This window comes from Desulfosarcina alkanivorans, assembly GCF_009688945.1.
Taxonomy (GTDB): Bacteria; Desulfobacterota; Desulfobacteria; order Desulfobacterales; family Desulfosarcinaceae; genus Desulfosarcina; species Desulfosarcina alkanivorans.
In genome coordinates, this window is sequence record NZ_AP021874.1 from 1,176,793 (window position 1) to 1,203,332 (window position 26,540).

At 58.7% G+C, this 26,540-nt stretch carries 25 protein-coding genes and 1 tRNA gene; 7 read left to right on the plus strand and 19 right to left on the minus strand.

Annotated features, from left to right (window positions below; translation table 11 throughout):
• Positions 1–17: 17 nt before the first annotated feature.
• Complete coding sequence (locus DSCA_RS05210) at positions 18–956, plus strand: radical SAM protein (RefSeq protein WP_155315418.1); 939 nt, start codon at positions 18–20, stop codon at positions 954–956.
• Positions 957–1,165: 209 nt separating this feature from the next.
• The gene (locus tag DSCA_RS05215; protein ID WP_331457146.1) at positions 1,166–1,765 is read left to right on the plus strand and encodes a peptidylprolyl isomerase; all 600 of its coding nucleotides are present in this window, start codon (positions 1,166–1,168) and stop codon (positions 1,763–1,765) included.
• Positions 1,766–2,225: 460 nt separating this feature from the next.
• Here the strand turns inward: DSCA_RS05215 and DSCA_RS05220 are convergent, their stop codons facing one another.
• The 16 genes from DSCA_RS05220 to DSCA_RS05295 all read right to left on the minus strand — a co-directional run bounded on the left by DSCA_RS05220 (position 2,226) and on the right by DSCA_RS05295 (position 19,509).
• The gene (locus tag DSCA_RS05220) at positions 2,226–3,596 is read right to left on the minus strand and encodes a DEAD/DEAH box helicase (protein WP_231716383.1); all 1,371 of its coding nucleotides are present in this window, start codon (positions 3,594–3,596) and stop codon (positions 2,226–2,228) included.
• Between the two features lie 47 nt (positions 3,597–3,643).
• Positions 3,644–3,826, minus strand: coding sequence for a hypothetical protein (locus DSCA_RS05225; RefSeq protein WP_155315419.1), 183 nt, complete (start codon positions 3,824–3,826; stop codon positions 3,644–3,646).
• 24 nt (positions 3,827–3,850) lie between these two features.
• Positions 3,851–4,189 (minus strand): hypothetical protein, encoded by a 339-nt coding sequence (locus DSCA_RS05230; RefSeq protein ID WP_155315420.1) that lies wholly within the window; start codon positions 4,187–4,189, stop codon positions 3,851–3,853.
• A gap of 217 nt (positions 4,190–4,406) precedes the next feature.
• A complete protein-coding gene (locus DSCA_RS05235; protein WP_155315421.1) occupies positions 4,407–4,877 on the minus strand; it encodes a cereblon family protein in 471 nt (156 codons plus the stop codon).
• A gap of 304 nt (positions 4,878–5,181) precedes the next feature.
• A complete protein-coding gene (locus DSCA_RS05240; protein WP_155315422.1) occupies positions 5,182–5,466 on the minus strand; it encodes an HU family DNA-binding protein in 285 nt (94 codons plus the stop codon).
• Between the two features lie 123 nt (positions 5,467–5,589).
• Complete coding sequence (locus tag DSCA_RS05245) at positions 5,590–5,925, minus strand: PilZ domain-containing protein (RefSeq protein WP_155315423.1); 336 nt, start codon at positions 5,923–5,925, stop codon at positions 5,590–5,592.
• 269 nt (positions 5,926–6,194) lie between these two features.
• On the minus strand, positions 6,195–8,147 hold the full coding sequence (recD, locus tag DSCA_RS05250; RefSeq protein WP_155315424.1) for an exodeoxyribonuclease V subunit alpha: 1,953 nt from the start codon (positions 8,145–8,147) through the stop codon (positions 6,195–6,197).
• On the minus strand, positions 8,141–11,794 hold the full coding sequence (locus DSCA_RS05255) for a UvrD-helicase domain-containing protein (protein ID WP_155315425.1): 3,654 nt from the start codon (positions 11,792–11,794) through the stop codon (positions 8,141–8,143). The genes recD and DSCA_RS05255 overlap by 7 nt, the downstream gene beginning before the upstream one ends.
• Complete coding sequence (locus DSCA_RS05260; RefSeq protein WP_167527613.1) at positions 11,791–15,372, minus strand: exodeoxyribonuclease V subunit gamma; 3,582 nt, start codon at positions 15,370–15,372, stop codon at positions 11,791–11,793. Before DSCA_RS05260 ends, DSCA_RS05255 begins: the two co-directional genes overlap by 4 nt.
• Positions 15,373–15,529: 157 nt before the next feature.
• A complete protein-coding gene (locus DSCA_RS05265; RefSeq protein WP_155315427.1) occupies positions 15,530–15,718 on the minus strand; it encodes a hypothetical protein in 189 nt (62 codons plus the stop codon).
• A 328-nt stretch (positions 15,719–16,046) separates the two neighbouring features.
• Positions 16,047–16,454, minus strand: a complete 408-nt coding sequence (locus tag DSCA_RS05270; protein ID WP_155315428.1) for a hypothetical protein — start codon at positions 16,452–16,454, stop codon at positions 16,047–16,049.
• 159 nt (positions 16,455–16,613) lie between these two features.
• On the minus strand, positions 16,614–17,069 hold the full coding sequence (locus DSCA_RS05275; protein WP_155315429.1) for a hypothetical protein: 456 nt from the start codon (positions 17,067–17,069) through the stop codon (positions 16,614–16,616).
• Positions 17,059–17,559 (minus strand): anti-sigma factor family protein, encoded by a 501-nt coding sequence (locus DSCA_RS05280; protein ID WP_155315430.1) that lies wholly within the window; start codon positions 17,557–17,559, stop codon positions 17,059–17,061. The genes DSCA_RS05275 and DSCA_RS05280 overlap by 11 nt, the downstream gene beginning before the upstream one ends.
• The gene (locus tag DSCA_RS05285; RefSeq protein WP_167527614.1) at positions 17,556–18,128 is read right to left on the minus strand and encodes a sigma-70 family RNA polymerase sigma factor; all 573 of its coding nucleotides are present in this window, start codon (positions 18,126–18,128) and stop codon (positions 17,556–17,558) included. The genes DSCA_RS05280 and DSCA_RS05285 overlap by 4 nt, the downstream gene beginning before the upstream one ends.
• Before the next feature lie 292 nt (positions 18,129–18,420).
• Entirely contained in the window at positions 18,421–19,077 is a 657-nt protein-coding gene (locus tag DSCA_RS05290; RefSeq protein ID WP_155315432.1) for an OmpA family protein, read from the minus strand.
• Positions 19,078–19,242: 165 nt separating this feature from the next.
• Positions 19,243–19,509, minus strand: a complete 267-nt coding sequence (locus DSCA_RS05295; protein WP_155315433.1) for a hypothetical protein — start codon at positions 19,507–19,509, stop codon at positions 19,243–19,245.
• 642 nt (positions 19,510–20,151) lie between these two features.
• Here DSCA_RS05295 and DSCA_RS05300 point away from each other — a divergent pair.
• Both DSCA_RS05300 and DSCA_RS05305 read left to right on the plus strand, forming a co-directional pair.
• Positions 20,152–20,808: a hypothetical protein gene (locus tag DSCA_RS05300; protein WP_155315434.1), complete on the plus strand. Its 657-nt coding sequence runs from the start codon at positions 20,152–20,154 to the stop codon at positions 20,806–20,808.
• Complete coding sequence (locus tag DSCA_RS05305) at positions 20,792–22,321, plus strand: hypothetical protein (protein ID WP_155315435.1); 1,530 nt, start codon at positions 20,792–20,794, stop codon at positions 22,319–22,321. The genes DSCA_RS05300 and DSCA_RS05305 overlap by 17 nt, the downstream gene beginning before the upstream one ends.
• Before the next feature lie 7 nt (positions 22,322–22,328).
• Here DSCA_RS05305 and DSCA_RS05310 read toward each other — a convergent pair whose 3' ends face one another.
• From DSCA_RS05310 to DSCA_RS05320, 3 genes are all read right to left on the minus strand, one after another.
• On the minus strand, positions 22,329–23,405 hold the full coding sequence (locus DSCA_RS05310; protein WP_155315436.1) for a 3-deoxy-7-phosphoheptulonate synthase: 1,077 nt from the start codon (positions 23,403–23,405) through the stop codon (positions 22,329–22,331).
• A gap of 308 nt (positions 23,406–23,713) precedes the next feature.
• A tRNA-Leu gene (locus tag DSCA_RS05315) sits at positions 23,714–23,801 on the minus strand.
• Positions 23,802–23,896: 95 nt separating this feature from the next.
• Positions 23,897–24,607 carry a potassium transporter gene (locus DSCA_RS05320; RefSeq protein WP_155315437.1) on the minus strand — a complete coding sequence of 237 codons (711 nt, stop codon included), beginning with the start codon at positions 24,605–24,607 and terminating at the stop codon, positions 23,897–23,899.
• A 45-nt stretch (positions 24,608–24,652) separates the two neighbouring features.
• Between DSCA_RS05320 and DSCA_RS05325 the strand changes: the two genes are divergently transcribed.
• From DSCA_RS05325 to DSCA_RS05335, 3 genes are read left to right on the plus strand one after another with little or no spacing between them, the layout of a single operon-like run.
• The gene (locus DSCA_RS05325; protein WP_155315438.1) at positions 24,653–25,267 is read left to right on the plus strand and encodes a Maf family protein; all 615 of its coding nucleotides are present in this window, start codon (positions 24,653–24,655) and stop codon (positions 25,265–25,267) included.
• Complete coding sequence (locus DSCA_RS05330) at positions 25,264–25,947, plus strand: YggS family pyridoxal phosphate-dependent enzyme (protein ID WP_155315439.1); 684 nt, start codon at positions 25,264–25,266, stop codon at positions 25,945–25,947. Before DSCA_RS05325 ends, DSCA_RS05330 begins: the two co-directional genes overlap by 4 nt.
• The gene (locus DSCA_RS05335) at positions 25,944–26,525 is read left to right on the plus strand and encodes an epoxyqueuosine reductase QueH (protein ID WP_155315440.1); all 582 of its coding nucleotides are present in this window, start codon (positions 25,944–25,946) and stop codon (positions 26,523–26,525) included. Before DSCA_RS05330 ends, DSCA_RS05335 begins: the two co-directional genes overlap by 4 nt.
• Positions 26,526–26,540 lie beyond the last annotated feature (15 nt).

The window sequence follows — 26,540 nt, forward strand, 5'->3', positions numbered from 1 at the left end:
CGGTTGGAGAGGTAACCATGGCACCCTTTGCCCCCGCCTATCTTGAGGCCCTGAAAACCGGGATTCTGGAACGCAGGGTCAACCAGGCACGTAAGGCGCTGACCGGCTGCACCTTGTGTCCGCGCCGCTGCGGTGTGGACCGAACGGCCGGTGAAACCGGAATCTGCGATACCGGCCTGCGGGCCGTCGTGGCCTCCTATAATGCCCATTTCGGTGAAGAGGCGCCCCTGGTGGGACGCAGCGGGTCGGGCGCCATTTTTTTCACCCATTGCAACCTGCGGTGCAACTTCTGCCAGAACTATGAGATCAGCCAGCTGGGAGCGGGCCGCAAAATGGACGACGACCAGCTGGCATCAATCATGCTCGACCTTCAGCAGGCCGGATGCCACAACATCAATCTGGTCACCCCGAGCCACGTGGTGCCACAGATTCTATCGGCCGTCCATCTGGCTGCCCAGCGGGGTCTGACGCTCCCCCTGGTCTATAATTCCAGCGGCTACGATTCCGTGGAAACCTTGAAGATGCTCGATGGTATCGTCGACATCTACATGCCGGATTTCAAATTCTGGGACCCCAAAGTGGCCCTGGACACCTGCAATGCCCCCGATTACCCTGAGGTGGCCAGACTCGCATTGGTCGAAATGCAACGCCAGGTCGGGGACCTGCACATCGACCCGACCAGCGGTCTGGCCGTCAAAGGGGTTCTGGTGCGCCATCTGGTCCTGCCCGGCGGACTGGCGGGAACGGCCAACATCATGGAGTTCCTGGCCAATTCATTGTCCCGGAATACCTATGTGAACGTGATGGCGCAATATCGTCCCTGTGGCAAGGCCAGGGAAATGCCGGCACTGGCCGTGGCCCTGAGTCCCGCAGAATACGACCAGGCCGTCAGGGACACCCGGGCGTCAGGCATCTCCCGCCTGGACAAGCCCCGCCGGGTGTTCGAACTGTGGTAGAAATGGGTAAGCATTCACAGGGCACCGCATCTGCTTCGTTACCGGGCATTTGAAGGTCAGACAGGTCGTCTGCATGCCCGAGGCCTTGCATCTGCGGGCCCCTGTAAACGCTACTGTTGGGTGGTTTCAACATATTAGTCGTTCCAACGCCTTGAAAAGTTTCAAAATAATTATGTTCGACGTTTATCAAAATTATAGGAGACCCTGATATGAAACGATGTCTTGTGACCGTACTGTTGATCCTGCTGGTTGCCACAGGGTCGGTACATGCTTCCGATGCAATGCCCCGGGTGAAGCTGATCACCAGCCAGGGTGAAATAGTGCTGGAACTGGACCGGACGGCCGCTCCACGAACCGTGGACAATTTTCTGGATTACGTTGGCGCCGGTTTTTACGACGGCACCATCTTTCATCGGGTGATCTCCGGATTTATGATCCAGGGCGGTGGATTTGATGCCCAAATGAACCGCAGGCCGACCCGCCCCCCCATTCCCAACGAAGCCGATAACCGGCTGCCGAACCGGACCGGCACCATTGCCATGGCGCGGACATCAGATCCCCATTCCGCCACGGCCCAGTTCTTCATCAACGTCAAGGACAACGGTTTTCTGGATCATCGTGGCAAAACGGCCAAGGGATGGGGGTATTGTGTATTCGGCAAGGTGGTGTCAGGGATGAACGTGGTGCGAGCCATAGAAAAGGTGCCCACCACCTCCCATTCGGGCATGCGGGACGTGCCCCGGACACCCGTGCTCATCCAGCGGATGTCGGTGGTCCCTGCCACGGCGGTCAGGGGCGGCAGCGAGTAATCCTTTCACACGGCGGCGCAAAATCACCCGCCACTCGCACAGAGGAATGGGCGTACTGACGGCGCGCCGCAGTGACGAGGGATAAAGCCTAACGCAACCGTCGGCTTTCTTCCGACCCCGTCATACTTGACAACGGCCGGGGACTATTTTAGCCTGAAGATACGCCTCGATCCTTTCTGCCGGACCGCACTTACCGGCCCGTTCGGCCGGACGCAGGCCCATCACCCCGGCACCATTGCCCGGTTATCGATTGAACGTGGTGATCGGCATCTTCCACCGGCAAACAGGCGTGGGATCGCAGAATGTTAGACCAAGCACCGGAGGCCCCTTTTCCTTTCCGGCCGCTGGCGCCGAACCGTGGCCGGAATGGGGAATCTTTCCTCCTTTTTCGGGATTGGCGGAGGAAACGCTTTGCCATCATCGCTGTGGAATCCGACGGTTTCTGTATCCCACGCTTGTTTCATCTGGCCCCTGCCCCCCCATACACCCGCTGCCGGGCCTTTGCCGCCGCTGCCAGCGGGGCCACCCGCTCGTCTATGTAGTCATAGACCCGGGCCCGGGCCTTGCCTCGGGCAGGCCGCAAAATCCGCCCGAGATACTGCATCACCCGCCCACTGAACCGGATGGGGGTGGCCATGAACAGGGTGGACAGATCCGGACAGTCGAAGCCTTCTCCGATCAGTTGGCCGGTGGCAATAAGGACCTTGACCCGCCCCTGGTTGAGACGGTCCAGCACCGTTTTCCGCGCCTCGTTGTTCAGGTCCCCGGTGAGCAGTTCCGAATGGACATCAAATTTATACCGCAGGATCCCCTGAAGGGTCTCGCAGTGTTTTTTCCGATCGGAAAGCACCAGGCAGATTCCTTTGCCGGAGCGCACCTCTTTTTCCACATCCGATGCGATCAGCCGGTTGCGATCGTCATCGGCGGTCAACTCGGAAAGCATGCGCGAGTAATCATTGACCGGGTCGAAGTAGGGTTCAAAGTCAGTCGTCCGGACAACGATGTCAGCCTTTAGAATATGGCCCTTTTCTTCCAGCCCGGCCTTGTCCACTTCGTGGTGGACATCCCCGAGATGCCAGAAAATGAGTTTGGAGAGCTTGTCCCGCCGCCATGGGGTGGCCGACAGGCCCAGCATATAGTGACAGTCAAAGGCCGTCACCGCCTCGGTGAAGGTCCGACTGGGGGCCCGGTGGCATTCATCGACGACGATGTGGCCCGTGTGGGGTGCGACCTGGTCCGTGACCCGGTAAAGGGATTGAACCAGCGCCACGGTAATCCGGTCGCCGATTTTTTTCTTTCCGGCACCGATCAGGCCCACCTGGTCAGACGGGATCCCCAGAAACTGCTCGATACGCCGGATCCACTGAAAGGCCAGATCCTTGGTGTGAACCACCACAACGGCCGGTTGACGCCGCCGGGCAATCAGATGGAGTCCCATAACGGTTTTGCCGCTTCCTGTCGGGGCACTCAATGTGCCGAAATCCTTTTTCACCATTTCGGCCACCCCCACCGACTGGAATGGCTTGAGCTGGCCGTTGAAATCAAAGTCCACGGCCGGCATCAGTCGACGCCGATCATCCAGGCGATAGTCGTAGTTTTCCCGTTTGAGCAGAAGTAGCAACTGGCGGGCGTATCCGCGGGGAAGAACAATCCCGGTTTTGCCGAATCGCCGGTAAAAGCGAAGGGTCTTTTTCGTTCCCCGGTTCCAGCGGCCCATGCGTTGATTTTCAAGCCATTTGGGATTGACCATCTGAAACCGTTCCACCAGGTTGTCCAGCAGCATGGCGGGGGTGTGGTTCAATTTCAGCGAACGGTCAATGGTGATTCGCAACCGGTCCTTTTCAGGTTTCGCAGCACACAAAACGGTTTCTCGCCATATCAATGAAAGAATCGAAGGTAAACGGGAATCATGAAGGCGACAATGATCAATATGCCTGGAATCGTAAGGTAGGGGGCGTACCACGGCTTTCCGGCCATTTTGGCCTTTCTGGCTTCGCGAAGGAACCAGTTTCCCAGAAAAAGTGCCGCGACAAGAACCGGAATCGCTTTAAGCATGGACATGTCCGAACGAATGCTCCTGATCGTCTAAATTGATGAATCGGCAAGCAGCGCCATTCTCAAGGTGATATGGCGACCATCTTTCCAGGGCCAGAATTTGGCGATAATCGCACCGTTTTCAACACTTTTTTCAAAAAGGGTCTGTTCGACACGAATACTGCCGGTTCCCTCGGTGAGTTCCAAGTCCTTGGACGTCGGCACCTTGCCGCTGGGTTTTACCGGGTCGCCAAGAAAGGCGGCCAGGATGCGCGTCCATTCGGCGATATCCCTTTCGAAAAAAACCAGCTCAAAAAGGTCATCACGATCACACCGTTTTTCATGGACTTCCAGATGAACACAACAGTCCGTAATGTCTCGAAGCTTCATCGGCAAGGCCCTTTTTCTACTGGTAAGGTCCGGCTCATTTTCATCGGAAACCCGCCAAAATGGCGTCTGCACTATAGTTCACCGGCCGACATCTGTCAAAAGCATAAATGGAATTCATGTTTCGAATGAGAATAAGATCATGATTTTTTTGATGAAACGTTTCACGTGAAAACACATTGGGTGGGGGTGGGCGCGTAAAATCGGCACAATTTGTGGGCTACCCGCCAGTGGACATCAGCCGGCTGGTGATCAAACCGTGAAAGAAATGGCCATCCGGGGCCGAGAAACGCCATCCCAGGTGAACATGGCAATTGGCACAGACCCCGATCCGCCAGACGTAACCGGCAAACCAGGTGAACTCAGGCGACGAAGGTCCCAGGTAGCCGCATCCCCAGGCCTCCCGATAACAGGCAATTTCAAAAATGATGCCTTCCGGGTTGGCGAAGCTGTGCACATGGGCACCGTTAACCTCCTTGCGCTGGTCGTGGGAAGTGATTTCGTGCAGGCATTGCCTGCAGACAATCACAGGCCGGGTTGCCGCAACGGTCCGGTCTTCAGGGTCACCGACAGGTTCGCCGCCGGTCGTTTCCGGTTTGGGGTCCGGTCGAAACAGATAGACGACGGGGTGTGGCAGGAAGGAAAGCGACCCGCGGCCGTCACCTTTTGCAATCGTGCCGTTCATGGTCATCGGCCGGCCTTGTGACTCCGGGTATAAAATTCAGGAGATGCCGTCATTCCCGGGATGATGAGATATCCGGAATTTTGGTGGATATCATCGTTGGTTCGGATGCGCCCCGGCTCAACGCCAGATCACCGGGACAGAACGCATTCAGGTTGAGCAGAAGGCCAACATCAGCGGAGGGGATGCGGATCGGATGTCCCGTGCGGGTGCTGCTGAACTGGCGTGACCGGCCGGTTTGCGTGGCGGGTCGCCTAAACCGAGTCATCCGGGCAGCCCACTGGCATCCAATGCGGTGCAGCGGGCAAGGCACTCAATGGTTGACGTTGTCCACCCTCTCCTTCAGTTCCTTGCCACATCTGAAAAAAGGCAGTCGTTTGGATTTGACCAGCACGGAATCGCCGGTTTTCGGGTTGCGTCCCTTGTAGGAACCATACCGTTTTACAAAAATGCTGCCGAATCCCCTGATCTCGACACGGTCACCGTTGACCAGCGCGTTGGTCATTTCACCGAAAAAAAGATCAATCACCCGCTCCGCCTTTTCCCGGGTAAAACCGTTTTTTCTTTTCAATGCGTCGATCAGATCCCCTTTGTTCATATGCGGCCCCCTTGGTATCATGAATTATATCAGCATCGTAAAAGTTTATTATCGCCTTGTCAACGGCCAGATACGCCTGCAGCCGTTTTTATTGGGACCGCATCGCCGAAGGAAGGGGCCATGTCATCCCCCCTGCAAATCCATGGGGGTGAACTTCACCCCCACGCCGCCGGATCCGGTCCAGGCGATGACCCCCGAGACCTCCACCGGCGGATCGAGATAATGCAACGGGAATTTCAACCGAACCGATTCACCGACACTGAATTTTTTTTGGGTTTCAACAAATGCGCCGGAGCGGTTCAGATTTCTTATGAGTGCGGAATCCACATTCCCGAAATAGCTGAACTCCGAGGCGATCAGGCATTGATTGCGTGTCTCCGATCGATCATGGGCCATGACGGCATCCGAGGTCAGCCCCAGCCACCTGCCCACAGTCACCAGCCACCGTTCGATTCCCATAGCCTGCCTTTCGTCAATTGAATTGGCGTTCAACGTTACTTAGCAAGTCATGGGCCATGTCTTATAATTTTATATATTCATATAATAAACGGTTTGTTATGCCGAATCTAAGACTATGTAATGAATTACACCCGTACATTCATATCACAATGTTTGGGAAGTTTATTACTCAAAAGGCAACCCGTTTTCCGTAATCGGTGACGGGTCTCCGGAGACCGCGCGAATTGCATTCGCCAATACCGGTTTCCCGAGGCGCTGTCACCCCGGCGTCAGTGCATCAGTCCGGATTGTCGCTGAACTTTCCGTTTCAGGGCCGTTTGGAATGCAGCCGCCGTCCCATAGACAATCAGCCGCCGGGAGGCACGTGTGGCCGCCGTGTAAATGATTTCGCGGGTCAGCAGGCGGTGCCCCGCGTCGTCGGGCAGGCACAGCAGCGTATCGTTAAATTCCGAACCCTGGCTTTTGTGGACGGTCATGGCAAAAGCAAGGTCCCAGTCGGACAGGGCAGAGGCGGGAAACCACACCACCCCGCCGGCGCGTTTGAATCCAGCCCGATAGCTGCCGTCCGCCTGACGCAGCACCACCCCCACATCACCGTTGTACAGGTCGCGGGTGTAGTCGTTGCGGGTAATCATCAGCAAGGCACCATTGAACAGCCGGCTTTCGGGTGGACGGCCTGGATCGAGGATCCGGCGCAGGCCGGCGGCAATCCGGTCGTTGATCGATCGTGCGCCGGTGCGGCCGTGACGCAGAACGGTCAATATCCGACATCGGACCGCATGGTCAAAAAGCAGGGCGAGCATCTCGTTTCGTTCTTCCGCGTGGATGGCTTCCGGTGGGTCCAGCGGCCGGCCAAGCCGGTTGACGAGGTCCACGTAACTGTCAGCGGCACCTTTTTTCTGCACATACTGGTGCATGACCCAATGGTCCAGATGACGGTTCATCACATCCCCGTCTCCGGCGGACACAAAGGCCCATTGCCCGCTCTTGAGATTTAGGGCGTGGCCCATACCCACGGGGCGCAACGGCACCGAACGGCCGCTGTTGATGGCCTGTGCCAGTTTCAGCAGTTCCCCCGAAGCGCGGTAGACATTGCGCAACACCACAAAATGCCGGACGAAGGCGCCGCCGGCGTCCGGACTCATGTCTGCCAGCACCGACCCCGCCTCTACCGAAGGCAGCTGATCCTTGTCACCGAGCAGAATCAAGCGGGTATGATCCGGATCGATGGCCTGAAAAAGCCGGTCCATCATGACCACATCCACCATGGAAACTTCGTCCAGCACGACCACCTCGGCCGGAATGGAACGCCGGGCGCCGTAAAGAAAACCGCCGTTTCGACTGCGGACGACCAGGAGCTTGTGCAGGGTCGATCCACTCAATTGCCCCAGGCGCCGGTCACCGCTGTCGGGAACGGCGATGGTGGCAAGATTGGCGACCAGTGCCTCCGTCATTCGTTGCGCGGCACGTCCCGTGGGGGCGGCCAGCTTTATCCGCGAGGGGTCGGTACCGGTTCGCACCATGGCCCTGAGCAGGTTCACCAGCAGGGAGGTTTTCCCGGTTCCCGGCCCGCCTGAAACCACAAGGATGGGGACCTTCAGGGCGGCCCGGATGGCCTCGAGCTGGCAGGGGTCCCGTACGATCGGGTCGCCACCGGCCTCTTTGCGGATAACCGCCTCGTCCCGGTATAGCGAATCGATGGCCGTCACGATGGCGTCATCGGACAGCTTCCGGCCGCCCGGATGCGACAAAAAGGAAAAAAGCCGCTGCTTGAGGCGTTGTTCGTGAAAATGAAATTTCTGAAAATACAGCAACCGGTGACCGGTGGCATCGTCCAGCACCAGGGGTTTGAAGCCGCCGCCGGCCCGGTCGATCAGGGCATCGTAATCGCCATTTTCCAGACGACGCATAAATCGGGCAACCCATGCGGTCACGGCCGGATCGGCAGCTTTCAGCAGGTGCTCCCGCAACCGGTCCATGTCCAGATCCAGGCAAAGGCTGCCCTCCCCAAGGGCCGCAAACATCAGGCCCAGCATGGCGACGAGCCCCCCATCGTCAGGTTCAGGTCCGTAGCGGGCCAGGTCCCTGATGGTCATCAGGTCCAGGTCGGAAAGATCCAGGTCCGCCAACAGGGATCGCAGGGCCGTCGCACCGGTGCTTCCCGCAGCGATGCCGAAACGTCGGAGCCTGTCGATCTGGGGGTCGCTTAACCCGTTCACCATTGAATCCCCGCGATCTGTTGGTTTATGATTTCCTGGAGGCGTTCCAGAGGCAGCAGTTGTTCCGGAGGAACATGAAAGACACCATCTGCCCCCCCTGCCCCCATGCCCCGGATAAAGAGGTAAAATACCCCGCCGAAATGGCGATGGGGGTCAAAACGGTCCCCAAGCTGGTGCTTGAGCCATCTCAGAACAGCGACGGTGTACAACTGGTACTGGAGGTCGTAGCCGGCTGCGGCCATCTCTCCGGCCATGTCGTCCTGTCCATATCCTCCCGACAGCCGGTTGGATTTCCAGTCAGCGATACAATACCGGCCCTGCCATCTAAAAACCAGATCGACAAACCCACGGATCATCATCTCCCGGCAGCGGCCGGCCGACAGGGTGCACCCGGGTACCGGCGTCCCACCGGGCTCCGATGTCGCCAGGGGAAAATAGAATTCCATTTCGTGCCTCCGCCGGGACGGGGTCAGGCGTCCAAGGACCAGGGAACGGCCATCCAGGTCAATGGGCATGCGCAGGGTGGCGGCGACCATCCGTGCGATCGGCGCCGTCCAGAGCGGTTCGATCCGGTAGAGCGCCATGGCCGATCGAATGATGTTTCGGGAAGCATCGTGAGCCAGAATGTCCGTGGGCCCCGCCACCACGGTCTGAAAATCGATGTTTTCAAAAATATGGTGAAACATGGACCCCATGCGCGCGCCCCCGGGAAGCCCGTCGGACACGTCCGGGTCCGCCGGTCCGGTCGATGGGGCTGCAGCGGGTTCGTCGTCCTCGTGCCCCATCCCGTCAACGAGGCGGAAGGAAGCCGGCTGGTGGTCATGGCCGACAGGCGACCGGCGAATCCACCGGCCGATACTGGAAAAGGATTCCAGGGAGACTTTCCGGCCCCGGAAATCGTTCGTACCGGGCAGCAGTGCGCCGGTCGGCAAATTCAGTCGGGCCTTGGTTCCGTCGTCCCCGCGGCGCGTCCGCTCATGGGGCGACGGGGCCGTGCTGCCGGCGTCGTGCCACGCACCGGAGGGCAGCGCACCGGAGGCATTTTTAAATGCCTGTTCGACACTGGTTGAGACGAACCGGCAAACCGGCCCCAGCCATCCATAGTTTCGGCCGTCGGGAAAATAAGGAATGTAAAGCTTTAGCCGTGCTCGTGTAAATGCCACATAATATAGGCGTTTATTTTCATCAATATTCTCTTTTTCCGCCTGCTCCCGGCCGGTGGCCGCCGTCAGGTCGATCACCCGCCGGCACACCCTCTCGGGGCGCCCGGCATCCAGGGCGTGATATACCTGCAATCCGCTGTCATTGCGTACGGTCAATCCGCCGGCGATAAAAACCACCGGGAATTCCAGCCCCTTGCTGACATGCATGGTCAGAATCTGGACTTTGTCGCCCTCGTCTTCGATCTGGTGTATGTCGGCGTCGGGTCCGGCGCCGACGCCGGTCAGGCGAAGGCTGTCCAGCAGGGCCACCAAGCCGCCCCCGTCCAGGTTCCGGGAATACGCCGCCTCTTCCAGAAAATCGAACAGCTGCTGAAGATTGGTTTCGGTGCGCTCCCAGCCGGCATCCGTGCAGTGACGCAGTGTCAGGCCGGAGTCTTCCATCACCGACTGGAAAAGCGGCCCCCAGCGTCTGTCCCGTGCATCGGCGTGCCAGCGCTCCAGCAGTCGCAGACTGGCATGCGCCGCCGGCAGTTCGCGCCATGCTCCCAGGCCCGCCGGAGACATGTCGAAAAAAGGAGTCAGCAGGGCCATCCGAACCGTGGCGGCATGTTGGGGCGTCCAGACCGCACGGAGCACCATGCTGAGCCAATGGGCCTGGCGGCATTGAAACAGGCCGGGCTTACGGTAATAGGCAAAGGGGATCGACGATTCAACAAGCAATGGTTCGATCAGGGCAAATTCCGACTGGCTTCTCACCAGGATCGCAATATCGCCGAAATGCAGCGCCCGGTCGCGCCCCTCGCCGTCGGCAATGCGGATGCCCCCCTGCCCCACCAGATAGCGGATCTCCCGGCAAATGGTTTCAGCCAGCAGGCGCTTGGCGCTCGCATGGCTTTTGGCCGAGGTCAGGTCGATGATATTGAACGGCGGGCGCTTCGACCGGTCGCAGCCGGTCTCGCAGGGCCCCGGTTGCGAATCCGGGGAAGCGGACGGTGCGTATCCGATGTCGAAAGGGCCCCGGTTTTCCCGGGTGCCAAACCAGTCTGCCTGGCCAAACATCCGGTTGAAGACGTCCACCAGTTCCGGGGTGCTGCGCCAGTTCACCCTCAGGTCATACAGGTTGGCCCGGCCCTTGCCGGCCAGGTTGGCCATCCGCTGTCGGGCTTCCAGGTAGGTGAATACGTCGGCGCCGCGAAAAGCGTAAATGGCCTGTTTGGGGTCACCGATCAAAAACAGCCGATTGTCCGGCGCATCGTGGCCATCATGCAGGAAAAGACGGCTGAAGATTCGCCATTGCACATCGTCGGTATCCTGGAACTCATCCACGAAAGCGACCCGGTAGCGGTTGCGAATTTTCCGGATGCCGTCGTCCGCACCGGCGCCGTCCAGGAAATCAGCCACCCGGCTGAGCATGTCCTGATAGCTGAGCCACCCGTTTCGCGTTTTGGTTTCTCTGGCGTCCTTTTGCAATCGGTCCACGGAATTCAGCATCAACACGTGGGAAAGGTCGCTGAACAGCCGGATCAAGGTGTCGAGCCGATCACGGATGGCCGCCAGGTGGGGGCATTCATGCAGGTTGTCCCCGGCCTTCAACCATTTTTCAGGGACCAGCCGGTCGATGTTGCGTCTGCCGGATGAATGGCGCGCCCCAAAGGCGGCGACCACCGCCTGGAACTCAACGAGCCGGCAGGTGCCGGGTCCAACGGTTTCCAGCGCCTGTTCGAGGGGCACCACCATATCGCGAAGGATAGCGGCCCGGGACCGTTTGTTGATGTTGAGCCGTCCGTATCCGTCAGCCAGCCGGGGCGGCGTCCCCACCAGGTCTTTGAGCGCCAGTATCGTCCTTTCAGCCGCCTGCCACAGGCTGTCCACATCCAGTGTGGCCGGATCGGGAATCACCTCTTCGCGGGAGGGATCACCGGACAGCCGCTGCGCCAATGCGGTGGCGGTTTCCACAAACGCGTCGGCACCTGCTGAATAGTTGGAAAGGGCCAGCAGCGTTTCCAGGCGGTGGCCGTATCGATGCGGCCAATCCGATCGCATCGCTTCGTGCAGGAGCTTCCCCAGCAGGGGGGCGTCGTCGACCACCTCCTGCACGAACAGGCTTCCGGTTTCAAAAGGAAATTCCTTCAACAGGGTGTGACAGAAACCGTGGATGGTATAGATGGCGGCATTGTCAAACCCATCCAGGCTCTCCCCCAGCTTTTGCCGGGCCATATCGGTCAGGTCCGGATCATGGTCCAGACTCTGCTCGATTTTCTGGCGAATGCGCACTTTCAGTTCGCTGGTGGCTTTTTCGGTAAAAGTCACCAGCAGAATATTCTCCAGTCCGACGTCGGGGTCTTCTTTCAACAGGCGGACCACCAGGTTCTCGATGGTATAGGTCTTTCCCGTCCCGGCAGATGCCTCCACCAGGGCGTGCCGGGAAAGATCCAGCCGATTGATGTCCTCGATCGGATGAAATGCCGGAGACAGTGAGTCCGTCATGGTAAAAACACCCTGAAACGCCGCCGGGCCCGATCCAGAATATCCGTGGTCAGGGTCGCCCCGGCCAGTTCGGCGTGCACATCCGCCTCCTCTTGCAGGCTTTCGGCCAGAGATTGGTAAAAGGCCCTGCGCCCGGCATCGTCGATCTCATCCTGAGCGACCAATGATCGCAGGTCCCGGTTGGCAAAAATGGTTTCGAAAGGCAGCCACACCAGCGGCGAGGGGCTGAAAAAGTCGCCGGCCAGCCCGGCCAGGTAGGCTGCGGACCGCCCCCGATCAAGCGTATATGTCAGATCCAGCACGTGCGCCCGGTAAATGATATGTACGGTCATCGGCTGGGTGTCGGACCAGGGCACCGGTCCACCGCCTGCAGAGGCGGCCAACAGGGTCAGCAGGGGGCCGATCACGTACTTGTCCGGGTTCTTGGCGGTTCTGTTGGACCCGGTGGTCACCAGGCAGTGCCAGGCCTCATCGTTGCCTTGCCAGACCCATGGCAGACTCCCGCTGATCCGGACGCGCTGCGGATACATGCGGGGATCCAGGCCGGCAAGATCGATTGAAACCGGATCCAGTCGAAGCGGGGTATCGCCGGTCTCAACGAAATCATCCATGGCCGACCCGACAATCACGGCGGAAAAAAACCGCCGGGCCGAGCGCATCTGTGCCACGAAAGGGAAAAGGCATTCGCCGAGCGCCAGAACCTCCTTTTTCAATACGGACCGGTCATGCACGGCAAAGGCGCCGGACGGGGTCCTGCTCTTGCGGGTCAAATCGGCATACGCCGATTCGAATTCCGCCGCCAGTGGTGCCGGAGAAGGCTGGCTGCATGATCCATCCAGCTGGGACCTCAGCCAGGATTGCACCGGTGCCGTGCGCAGCTGATAATCGACGGGAAACCCGGACGATAGGGGTTCGTCCTCCCTTTCAGCCAGTTCGGCGGTAGGGTCGGCCTGCTCACCGATGCCCAGGTGATAGCGCCCGACCAGCGCCACCGGGTCCAGCAGAAAGCGGCGGAGCAGGCCGATGGTCAGGTCGACGGCTTCGGGGAGGGCGTCGTCCGGCGAATCGTCCGGCAGCGAAAAATCCGGATCGTACCGGGCCGCCCGCTCCATTTCCGCGGATGTGGCCTGATGCGCAAATGCATCCCACAGTCCGCTGCGGCGATAGCAGCTGAGCCGCTGGACACTGCTGTGGTTGACCACTACATCCGACCCGTCTCCAGCGGCCGGCGGCGTCAGGTAAACCGGACTGTCCGCCTTGATGGGAACCCGGCAGACCCGGAAGGATTGACCGCCCAGGACCTCCTGCTCCACGAACCGCCGCAGCTGGTGAACCACCGAGCAGGGCGCCAGGTCACGGTCCTTTTGAAGATCACGGGACACATAGCTCAGGTAAAGTTTGTGGCGCACGGATACCAGGATTTCCAGAAACAGATAACGATTGCGCTCGGCGGGGGTAATGTCGCCGATGCGCCGTTTTCTGGCCCTTAAATCCAGCAGGCTTTCGGTCACCCGTCCGGGAAAACGGCCCTCTTCCAAACCCAGTACGTAGACCAGTTTGAAGGGAATGGGGCGCATGGGCATCAGGGCGGAAACCGTCACCCCGCCGGTAAGGTAGTCCCCCTGCCCGCCGGTGATCCCGTCCAGGTGAGATCTCACAAAGGCCCACAGCGCATCGGCGGTCAACGGTCGGCCGGGCTGCACCTGTGCCAGGGTATCGTAGCGCACAAAATCGTCAAAGGCACTGACCAGGGATTGAAACACCGCCTCCTCGCCGCGCATGTCCGCTGAAATCGCAGTAAACTGATCCAGCACACGGAAAAAGGCCTCCCGCCAGGCGTGCGCCGATGCGGATGCCATCGTGAGGGCTCCGACGGCCCCGGCCAGCGCTTCCACGAAACCGCAGAATTTCTCCACAAGCCGGTCGTCGCCCGTGTTGATATCCGCAAACGGCACCAGGCCCTTAAAATGGCGGTAGGGGTCACCGGCGACGGCATCCGGGCAGGTCATGATCCGGGAAATCCGCAGGCGCTCCAACCCCTGCCGCCAGGAAAAAAGCCCCCCCGAAGGGACCGCTTCATCCGGAGCCGCCGGCGCTTCAAAATCGTGAAAAATGCCCAGCGCGTCGGCCCAGCCGATCCATACGGCCAATGCCTCCGGCCCGTAGTCCCAGCGATGCATCACACAGGGGTTTCGCAGCAGGTCGAACACCTGTTTTCGGGTAAACCGCCCCCGGGACAAGTCCATGACCGCCAGTACGGCCTGGGCAAAAACGCTTTCCGTCCGGGCACTCGAATCCACCAGGTTATAGGCAATCCGGTCGGGCCGTCGGCTGAACACCGAGTCCACCACGGGCTTGTATCGCGCCATGTCCGAAACCATCACGGCAATATCGGTCATGCACAGCTCCGGATCCGCTTCCAGGTTGTGGAGGATGCTGTGGTAGACGGTTTCCACTTCACGCCGTATGCCCGGGCAGGCCGTGATCTGCAAAGACGTATCCTGGGCCAGCGGAAATGGGGCCGAAGCCGGCCTCTCCAGGGTGAGCAGGCTGTGGCCGATGGCACCGAGAACCGTGTCCGGTTCGGGGATTTCGGAAAAGCCGGCATGAAAATCGTAATCGGTCAGCTGGCACAGCAGGCGGGTGCTTTCCCTGCCGGGCTTGCCCCAAGCGGATAAAAGGGCATGCTCGGGTTCCGCAAAAAGATCGCCTGCGGACCATTCCGCATCACTGAGTTTCAGGCCGCTGACCTTTTGCCGTCGGATCCATTTTTTTTCAAAGGGGGTTTTGATGTCTTCCCAATATTCGCGCGACGGGTTGAGGCTGTATATGTGGATGTCAAAATAGGATCTGAGCCGGGCCAGCAGCTGCAAATGAAATGGGGATATCTGAGACAGCCCGAAAAAATGAACCCGAGCAGGCCTGGGGCCGCGATCCCGGCGCCCGGCGGCATCGGAAGCGAATACCTCCCGGGCATAGTCGGCCATGGAGCGAAGCGGACGGCCGGACAACCGGCCCAGCTGGTCTTTCAGGGAATACATCTTTCGGTAAATCCATCGCTGGCAGCCTTCCATGGCATCCTCCGGCGGGTCGCCGGCCAGCCAGCCCCGGATCATGTCCGAGCGGTGATATTCATATTCCTGGAACAATCGGGTCAGTTCCTCGGCGAGCTGCCAGCATCTGATTTCGAGATCGCTGCACATCCCGCCGCCTGCCGGACAAAGGTATTGGTTGATCGGGGCCAGTTCCGGCGCCTCCCGATCCGGTGCCATGAGAATGAAAAACAGCAGTATTTTCAGGGTATCACGGTCAAGCCGATCGGATGGGGGGGCCGAAACAGGTTCCAGGGACCGGATCATCTGCCACAATCCGGTTTCCAGGTACTGGAATTCCACATTCATGAAGATGTCTGATTGGCGGGCAAGGGTGAGCTTGATCCACTTGGACAGGTTCATATTGGGAACGACCACCACCGGTGGTTCCAGAATATCTGCACCGGTGCCGCCCGGCTTCAAGTTGTCGCGCAACTTTTCCGCCAGGGGCGCCAGTTGATTGCTGAAATACAGGTCAACACCCATGGATTGTGTTTCCGGTAAGCAGATCGCCGGTTGCCGGCGACGGGGTCCATCGGGAAAAAGATTAAAGACGAACGGCAAAATAACAGCCCGGGCCATATTTTGCAATTTCATTTAAAAAGGATTGGCAGGGGGTGAAGACACCGCGTCAGATGGAGACTCAATCCTCACGCATCTCGTTGACCACCTCTTCGACGACCGCTTTGCAAAAGTCCTCGCCGACAAGATCGACCCGTCCGTTTTCCTTGTCGTATCTGATGCGGCACCCGTATTCCTGAACCATGCTGTCCGCAATTTTCGCCACCACTTCCAGATTCCGGTTTTGTTTTTTGATTTCGAAAGGTTTCATATCGACAGGCCTCCTTCCTGGAGCCCCCGTGTTGATCGATTGCCCGAAAGGGGGGCATCATGCCTGGCAATCATCAGGACGGCGCATTCAATGGAGAAATCAGCATAAGTTATGCCAGCACTGAAGAATGAACCTTTTCTAATTGATATTAATGAAAATTTAAATTTTCCAGATTCACAGTCGGTCAAAAATGAGAAGAAAGAATTACCACATTGTGGTAAACTTTTCACATATTGCCCCCATCGTGCCAGCCCCATCCCCCGGAACGGCCTTGCTCCGGGGGATGGGCGTTACCGGCGTCAGGATCCGACCGGTTGCAGGACGGCCTTTACCTGCCGGCCACCCAAATGCGGTCCCTGGTCCAGTGACCGCGGTTGGTTTTCACCTTCATCCAGTGCCCCGGCACCCAGCGGCCTTTTCGGTTGTAGTGGCCCGGATTCCATATTTTTTCATAGGTGGGCGGCACCCAGGTCTTCTTCCATTCCCAATGGCCACATCGATGCCGGGCGCCGGCATGGGAACGCGGCCCCGGTTCTGGCGGCATATAAACCACCTGCGGCGAACGTTGCGCCTGATGGGCCTGGTAGATGGCATGACCCAGTATCGCGGCCCCCACCCCGATGGCAACCCCCTCCCAGCGGTGTCTCTGTTTGGCGCCTGCCAGGGCGGGTGACGGGAGCATGGTCATTGTGAAAACGGTGATAACCAGACCGGCAAGCAGCTTTTTCGTACCCATGGTGAATCTCCTTTCGCGTTGTTTTACTCCCTTAGACACCGTAAGGGACGAAAAGTTCACCCTGAGGCACGGGACCTGTAAAAAAAACCGGCTGCAAGAGGCACCGGCGAGTCTGCCGCGAATGGGGCCGGGATGGCCGTTGAGGTCTGTCCGCAGCCCTTAATGGCTGCTGGAAATTTTGAAGATGAGGTTGCCGTTTTTATATTTGGGACCACCGACAAAAAGGCTTCCCCGGTTGAGGAGTTGGATCTGGGTCTGAAAAACGGTCCGTTTCCGCTTCATCATCTGAAGCCCGATGTCCGCCCGCTTGCCGCTGATCTTGTGAGGGGTGATTTTAAGTCGCCGGTTCCCGGGCAGGGACACCATGCCGGACTGGCCGGATTGCAGGGTCAGGCGTTCGCTGCCCAGCAGGCGATAGGAGGTGTAATTAAACATGGATTGTAATTCACCGATGTACCGCGCCAGTTGCGGATCGACGACGGTGTCCTGGCGCGCGGCGAGAATGGTCTCAACGCTGATCCGACAGCTTTCTTTGGCCATCAGGGATCCGGGTACGCCGACCCAGGAAAGCATCAATACAGCAAACACCAGCACACAGGAGTATCTAAACCGCATTTTGATCACTTTCCACGTCCGGATCTTCATTGTACCAGAGTATGGTTTGTCGCGTTTCGGGAGTTTCGAAAATCATAACAGATGACACCGATCCTGTAAAAGAGTTTATGATTGCGCTGGGTGCCGGCGATGATTTGGCCACGAACGTGGGATAGGCGAAAAAAATCAGGATGCAGGCGGTGACGGCAGCCGGAATCGCGTATTTCAATGAGGCCCGAAACGTGGAGAAACCGCCCCGGGAACGATGCTGCCGAAGGGCTTTGGTCAGCACCTGTTTCTCGAGGGCCATAAAATCCACCGCATCGGTGGCCTGTTCAATCCGGTCGTGGAAATCCTGCGAGAAAGCGACCATGGCATCCGCCTGACGCCGACATGTCCGGCAATGCTCAAGATGGGCCGCCATGCGGGCCTTTTCTGCGGCATCCAGGTCACCGTCCAGATATCGATCCAGCAGGCCGCCATCGCAGTCGTTTCCAGGTGGCTGGGTCATTTTTCGTCCTCCATCAAGGGCTGCAGGATCTCCCTGAGCCGCTTGCGCGCATTGAACAGCCGGGATCTCACCGTTCCCAGTTTGATGCCGACGGCATCGGCAATCGCTTCGTAGGAGAGGCCCTCCAGTTCCCTGAGCACGAAAACCGTTCTGGTCTGCTCCGGCAGCTTCTTCAGGGCATCGTCGATCTGCTGACGGGTCTGGGCGCCGGCCACCCGGTTTTCGGGAGAGGGCAGATCGCTTTCGAGCGCTTTCCCCTGCTGATCGTCGGTGTCGTCCGAGGTGACGTGCAACCATCTGAACCGCCGCGCCCACCGCCGTTTCCAGTTCAGGCAGCGGTTGACCGTGATGCGGTGCAGCCAGGTGGTCAATGAGGCATCCCCTCTGAAATTACCGACACTTTGATAGACCTGCAGAAAAACTTCCTGCACAATGTCCTGGCTTTCTTCGGCATCGAGGGTGATTCCAAAGGCAATGGAAAAGAGCTTCCTGCGAAAACGGCGAACCAGCAGTTGGAACGCCCATTCATCGCCCCGCTGCAGCCTTAAGACCAGTTCCTCGTCATGCACGATTCTGTTTTGTATGGTTTTAGACACCGGTCAAAGGAAAAAGTTCAGTGTTTTTAGGTTTTAAGGCAGCGGCAGGAACCTGCGTCATCCTGATCCTCGGTAGCAAGACGCACCACCGGTGAATGACAAGGGGTCGATTGTGCGTTTTTAGCAAGCCGGAAAAGAGGTTGGATAATAGATGGATTTCCAATCCCGGTCAAATGAATTTTTGGCGTCCCGCCCAGTGCAGAAAAGCACGGGTGCGCCATCACCTCCCGTGCTTTTCCGGCCTATGCCTGCTGGATCGGGTCGATTATCCCTGGGCGTTTGGATTGATGCGGATTTCCACCCTGCGGTTCATCTGCCGCCCGACCGGTGTGGCGTTGGTCGCCACCGGCCGGCTCTCGCCGAAGCCGAGTATATTGATCCGCCGGGTCTGAACACCACGCTGCACCAGCAGGTTCCTGACGCTGTTGGCACGCCGTTCGGAAAGCTGCTGGTTGTATGTTTCAGAGCCGGTGCTGTCCGTATGGCCTTCCACAAGAATGGCGGTCTGGGGATACCTGATCATGATCTGGGCGATTCGGTCCAGTTCATTATACAGGCCGGGACGGACGACATCGGAATCCAGATCGAAGCTGACATCCCCTTTAAGGGTAATGGCAAGCAGTTCCCCCTCCCTTCTGACAGCAGCCGCTTCGGAAGCGGCCAGGGCGTCACGCATTTCCGCCTCCTGCCGGTCCATCATCTGGCCGACGCCTGCCCCCGCGGCAGCGCCCACGGCAGCACCGGCCGCCGCACCGATAAGGGTTCCCTCGGTATCCCGGCCAATCGCCTGGCCCAGCACGGCACCGGCCACCGCGCCGCCGGCGGCACCGTAGGCGGCGCCCTTGCCGGTTTTGGTCTGGGGGGCGGCACAACCGCTCAATACAAACATTCCTATCATCCCGATCAGGATCATTTTTTTCATCGCCTCGAATCTCCTCCTGCACGCTATAAAAAGAGAATTTTTATGGTGTTAACCGACGTCCTTCGCATGGCATCGGGTCGATGCCCGTCTGGCGCCTGTCAGGATAGCACCGGGTGCCAGACGGGCGTCAATATAAATCAGCCGATCGTGGATGTCTAAGCTTTTTTACCGGCCGGGGCATGGATCCCGTGGACACCCCGGCCGGCTGATCCTTTCGAGATGGGCATTACCTCCGCCGCCCGTCACGATCGCCATGATGGCGTCCCTGCCTCCCCGGCGATCCCGGGCCATGCCATTTCCAGGGTTTTGAGCCGCCACGGCCATGGCGGTTTCCATAGCGGGGGGCACCCTTGTAATGGTGTCCGCGTGACCGCCAATGGTTGTGGTGAGGCCCGTGGTGGCGCTTCCATTTACCGAAATGCCTTGGGGCATGTCGGTGACCGTCCCGGTAGTTGAAGGAAAATGCCACCGGCGGCCCACCGTGATATCCGTATGCATGGTGGTTGATGAGGGCACTGCCGACAACCGCCGCCCCGACGCCAATGGCCACCCCTTCCCATCGATGTCGCTGTTTTGACCCTGCCCAGGTTGAGGCGGCCGCCAGACAAACGCTGGCAACCGCGATGCCTGCTATAGTCAATGCCTTTCCGGTTTTCATGTTCAGCCTCCTTTGCAGTGGTTTGAAACAATAGACACCACCGCCTGGAAAAAGTTCATTTATCCGGGCGAACCGTTAAATTTTCTGGTGGCAGGAGGCTTTCCGAAGGGGGTACAAAAAAAGGAGGGCAGGCCTGGATCCGGGCCTGCCCAAGGAGGAGGGTAGATGAATAGCTTCAAAATACCCATGGTTCCATACTGCACACGATTGCCCAGCTGGGTACCGGACTAAAGCTAATACCTGCGCAACCGTTATGCAACGTCTTCACGATCCAGCCGTGAAATTCGCGACCAAAACAGTTTCCAAAGCTCCGACGCGATCGTCCGGCCGGTGTATCCAACGTCTTCAGCATTCACCCATGCACCCATTTGACGGAAGCCCCCATTTCAGCGATACTGCCCGTATAGCAGGGCGCAATGGGGGCCATTTTGAAACACCGGACCGGTCATACAACCGTCTTTTTAGCGACCATCATGGCGACGATCCTGTTCTCCGGCCATGGATCGATGTGCTCCCCCGACAAACTTCCAGCCGGTCGGCAATTACCGGAAACCGATGCGGTGAAGATAGAAAGGATTGGTCCTCAACGCCCCGGTGGACAAGGCTACCAGCTCGTTTATCGGGTCAACGTCCCCATTGCCGTTTACTGGAAATTCAAAACCGATTTCGACAACGCATTTTTAATTGAAAATAAATTCATCCGCGATCACCGCTTCATTTCCCAAGCGGGCAACACCGCGATTACCGAAAACAAGTATTCCTACGGGCCGGACGTCTTTTTCAGATGGCAGACCGAGCTTTCCCCGGCGGTCCATCGGCTTGACTTTTTGCTTCTGAACCCGGAGCAGTGCCAGCAGAGATATCATTATGGATTCATCCAACTCGCTGCTGAAGGTCAATCCACCCGTGTCACCCAGGTCGCTTTCTTTGATTTTTGGGGGGCTTCATTCTGGGCGCACTATCCGTGGCAGGGGGGCATGAGAGATTTTCTGGATTACACGGCCAGGTGGGAGCAGGCCACGGCACTGCGGTTGAAGGATCGCTACGGGGGCGCCAATGACAACCCGGAATAAGTCAGCCGGTCGATGGCTGCGGCCAGCCGTGGTTCGATCCATGGTGCCCGTGCTGCTGTGGATACTCCTTCAAGCCGGCTGTGCCGTGTGGCCCACGCCGACCCGGTCCATGCATGTCGGTGCATCCGGCCCTTTAGGCGATTGCGCCGATTTTTTTGCCGGCCTTGACCGGCAGGTTGCCATGTCCGATGCGGTGAATGCCGGGTACACCCGTGTAGATCAGTATCCCTACCTGCGGACGGACCGGTTCACCGCCTCATTCCAAAACGGGGTGGAAGACAGCCGTGCCTTTTCGGCCTGGGTCGACCGCATGCAGTCCCTCGATCAATCGGCGCGCCGGATGGAAATTGCCAGCCTGCCGGCATCGATCATCGCCGTCCTATCGCCAGTGAATGGCCGGAAGGCCCTCTTCGACAAGGTCACGACCTGCGGCAGCCTGATGAAAAACGCTGATTTGTCTAATGCCGGGAGCCGGGACTGGCTGCGACAAAATGCCGCGGCCCGGGATGAATACATCCCCCTTCGACGGATTCCTGTGATTTCGCAGATCACCGATATTTTCGTATCACGGGGTGTCGCCCAATGGCATGCGGAGGCACGTGCCCGGTTTTCCGCCAGGCCGCCCGCCGCCCGGCAAGCGGTCCGTTACGCCCCGGCAGGAAAACCCGAACCCGGGCCGGTTCATCGTATCGTTGGCCATGCCAAACGCGATGCGCTGGGTATTCCCGTCTACCCCGACGACGACCGAAGGCTGCTCTTTCGCACCTATGCCCCGCTATGGGAAGTGCCGGCCCAAGGCGATTTCGACCGTATCGGCACGCCTGAGTGGACCGCTGACGGCCGCATCCATGTGGATACCGGCGTTCCGCAAACCTACACCCGCCTGTCGTTCACCCGTTTCGACAAGACCGTTTTAACCCAGCTCAACTACGTCATCTGGTTTCCCTCCCGGCCCAAAAACGGTGTGCTCGATATCTACGGCGGGGCGATCGACGGACTCAATTACCGCGTCACGCTGGATAGGGCCGGGAAACCGATCCTCTACGAAACCATGCATAACTGCGGCTGCTACTACAAGGCCTATCCCACCAGCCGCTTACGGGCCCTTGAGGCAGCGGCCTATGCCGAGCCGCCCCTGATCTTCAACGCCAGGGAAATAGATGGTTCAAAGGAATGGATGGTCGTGGCCATGGCGCCCCGGACCCACGATGTGACCCACCTCTATCCCCTGCCCCGGGGGGGGCAATCCGAAGCCGTCGCCTACCATCTGGAGGATTATGATCAATTGAACCGTCTGCCGCAGACGAACGGCAACCGCAAAAGCATGTTCAACCGATATGGCATCGTTCCGGGAAGCGAACGGCTGGAGCGGTTTATCCTCTGGCCCACCGGGGTTCTGTCGCCGGGAGCCATGCGCCAGTGGGGAAAACATGCCGTGGCCTTTGTCGGCCGGCGGCATTTTGACGATCCGTTTTACCTGGACAACATGTTCCGTCCCAATCGTATTCCCTGATGCGGTTTTAAAGCTGCTGATGGGCGGCAAGGATGAGGGCTTCGGTTTCGTCCCAGCCGATACAGGCATCCGTGATGGAAACGAACGGGTTGAGGTCTTCTTTTCGGGTTTCACCGTATACAAAGGGCTGGCTGCCCGCCTCTATATTGCTCTCCAGCATCATGCCGCAGATGGCCCGGTTGGGCTTGATATGAACGCCGTTGGTATGGCCGACCCGCTGGATCAGCAGGTGGTTGAAGACTTCTCCCTGCTTATGGTAATCCTTGCCGCTGTTTTTATGCGAGCAGTCCACGATGACGGATTTTTGCAGGGACGGATGCCGGGACAGCATATCGCAGGCCTCGCCGATGCTCACCGGATCATAGTTGGGCCGTTTGCCGCCCCGCAACACGATATGGCAGTATCGATTGCCCCGCGAAATGACCCGTGAGGTGACCCCGAAAGGATCGTTTCCGACAAAGACCTGTGAACTGGAAGCCGCCAGGAGCGCATTGATGGCCGTATCCAGGTTCCCGTCGGTCCCGTTTTTAAACCCCACCGGCATGGAAAAGGCGCTGGCCCATTCCCGATGGTTCTGGGATTCGGTGGTCCGGGCGCCGATGCAGGCCCAGGTGATCAGGCCGGAGAGGCGTTCGGCCGCCGTCTGGCTCAAGATCTCCGTTCCTGCGGCCACCCCCATCTCATTGAGATCCATCAATATTTTCCGGGCTTTGCGCAATCCCTCATCGATGTCGAAAGATTTCCTGTCGATATGGGGGTCGGAGATGAGTCCTTTGAAGCCCACGTTGGTTCTCGGTTTTTCAAAATACACCCGCATGACCAACCTAATATTTTTTTTGACCTTCTCCTGCAGACCGGCCAGCCGCTGCCCGTATTCCAGAGCCTGTCGCCTGCTGATAATGGAGCACGGCCCGGTGATGATCAGCAGTCGGCTGTCCTTGCCGTCCAGGATGTTTTTGATATCCTGCCGGCCGTCGAGAACGGTTTGGGTCGCCTTCTCCGTCATCGGGAATTCTTCGCGAAGCTGGTCCGGGGTGATGATGGAGGTTCGTTCGAGCACATTTAAGTCGTAGGTTTTTTTCATATTCGTATGGGTCATATTAGGTTTTGGGTTAAGCTGTGCTCTCCGGGAACGGTTCGCCCCCGGCAGGGGGGACGCCGGTCAATCAGAGATGCCCTGGGCCCAGAGGTGCGTTCCTACCACAATCTCATTGGCAACTCAATCGTGCCGCCGTGTCCGACCGGGGAAACCGGCAAACTGGAAAAAGCCCGCAGACCAGGCGTTTTTCCCGGTGCCACCGGCCTGGCGGCCACCCAGCAAAACAGGTCCATGGGCAAAAAACAAACAGGAAAGGGTTTACAGATTGGGTATTCCGTAAACCCCTTTTAAAATGGTGCCTAGGGCCGGAATCGAACCGGCACGTCCTTTAAGAACGAGGGATTTTAAGTCCCTTGCGTCTACCAATTCCGCCACCCAGGCAATCGGTATTTTTTCCTGCGGAATCTTTAGCTTGTGCGGTCAAGGTCTGTGAGGCAGCTAATAACGGGTATCTGGTGAAATGTCAAGAAAATGGCTCAGCAGGGCCCTGTTAGGTGAGCCTTCTTTTCCAGGCGCATGAAGTTCACCACGCCATGACAACGACAGGCCGTTGCGATCATCATCGGCCGGTGACTGTTCCTGCAGGCCGTGTCCATTGCGGCCCTGAGGTCTGCGGGGTAAATGCCGCCCACGCCGGGCAGCAGCTGATGGCTGCGGATGACGATGGGCAGGGCCTCCTCGAAATCGAGCGTCCCCAGCAGCCGAAACAGGTCCATGGGCCTGGGTTTTCCCGTATGGGTGCATATCTTTTCCGGTTCAGGGCAGTTGTCCGGGCAGATGAAATCGGCATGACTGACATAGGCCTGACCGGCTTTCCCCCGCAAGGCATTCGGCATTCGGCAGAGCCATGATGGTAAAATCTCTACCGGCTGTATTTCAAACATTGTCTGCAGGTTAAGCGTCAACCATTCATAAACGACATGAATCGGAATGGCCGGAACGATCATATCCACCGGTGGCTGATCCGCCTTGAGCCCGTGATACAGCCACTGAATGCCCTCCTCGCGGATGACATGGATGTGGGGCCCCCTGATCGTGGACGGTTTGTCGTCCACCACGGTCAGAGAGGCACCGGGTATGTGCCGGGTGATCCGCTCTACGGCAATCCGCCCGAAACGGCCGGCACCGAGAATCCAGAAACGGCTGGGCTTTTGGGACAGGTCCCTTTGATCCTTGTTATTCTGCATGGCATTTGGTAGAAAACATTTTCATTTGCAATCGGTTTGAAAGATATGATTACAGATCCACAACTGATCCTGGCCTCCCAGTCCCCCCGTCGGCGATACCTTCTTGAACAGGCCGGGTTGACCTTCGCGGTGATCCCCGGCACCTTCGATGAGGATTCGGTCCAGTTAACAGACCCTGCCGACTATGTCAAAACCCTCGCCAAGGCCAAAGCCGATGAAATTGCCGGGCAATATCCGGACAGCTGGGTCATCGGTGCGGACACGATCGTGACCATCGACCGCTCCGTTCTGGGAAAGCCCGGAACACCGGATGACGCCAGGCATATGCTGGAAAAACTGAGCGGTCAGTCCCACTGCGTATTTACCGGCTATGCCATCGTCTGCAAAAACCAGGCGGCCTGCGTCTGTGACGCAGTCAAAACCGAAGTGCAGTTCAAGAACCTCACCCCGGACGAGATCGACTGGTACGTCCAGACCGGTGAACCCTTCGACAAGGCCGGGGCCTATGCCATCCAGGGGATGGGCACCTTCCTGGTCCGGCGGATCAACGGGTCCTACACCAACGTGGTGGGCCTGCCGGTGTGCGAGGTGATCGAGGCGCTGCTGGGGATGGGCGTCGTAACCATGAACGCAGCCAACGCGAAAGGACTCACGGTGTGAAGGAAGGTCTGGACCGGATCAGAAAACGCATCGCCGACGCAGCCGTCCGCTGCGGCCGTGAACCCGAAAGTGTCCGCCTGGTGGCGGTAAGCAAGACCAGGGGTGCCGACCTCGTGGCCCGGGCCATCGATGCCGGTGCCGCCATTTTGGGTGAAAACTACATCCAGGAAGCCCGGGACAAATTCAATGCCCTGTATGACCGCCCCGTGCAGTGGCACTTCATCGGGCACCTGCAATCCAACAAGGCCAAGTACGCCGTTCGCATGTTCGACCTGATCCATTCGGTGGACTCCCTCAAGCTGGCCAGGGCGCTGGACAAAGAAGCGCGCAAGAACGACAAGGTGCAGGAGATCCTCGTCCAGGTGAACATCAGCCGTGAGGCGTCCAAATCGGGAATCGAAGAATCCGGGGCCGTTGACCTGGTCACCCGGATCAGCGGGCTGGAAAACATCCGCGTAAAGGGCTTGATGACCATGCCCCCCTTTTTCGACGCACCCGAACAGGCCCGGCCGTTTTTTCGTGAGCTGGCCCGCCTGCGCGTCCGCATCGCCGACCAGGCGATCTCCGGCGTGAGCATGGATGAACTTTCAATGGGCATGACCGGCGATTTCGAGGTGGCGATCGACGAAGGCGCCACCCTGGTTCGCATCGGCACCGCCATTTTCGGACCCCGCCAATGAAACTGCTGATCCACATCTGTTGCGGCCCCTGCAGTATCCACCCGGTCAGGGTACTGCGCGACGACCACCATGAGGTCATGGGCTTTTTCTATCGCAACAACATCCACCCCTTTACCGAGTGCCTGCGGCGGGAGGAAACGCTGAGGACCTACGCCGATTCCATCGCCCTGAAGATGATTTATCAGCCCGGTTATGAACTGGAGGCGTTTTTGCGCAACGTGGCCTTCCGCGAGGCCGAGCGCTGTACCTATTGCTACCACGACCGGTTGACCACCACGGCCAATTTCGCCAAAAAAGGCAAATTCGACGGGTTTACCACCACCCTGCTTTACAGCCGTTTCCAGAAGCATGAGCAGATCCGCGCCATCGGCGAGGCCGTGGGAAAATCGGTGGGCGTGCCCTTCTACTACCGGGATTTTCGCGACGGCTGGAAAGCCGGCATTGACGAATCCCGCCGGCTGGGCATGTATCGTCAGCAATACTGCGGCTGCATCTACAGCGAGAAAGACCGCTACTATCGCCAACCCCAAAAAAAGGCGTCTCCATCCGGTGGCAGGAAAGGAACGACGACCCCCTGATGCCATCCCGCCAGG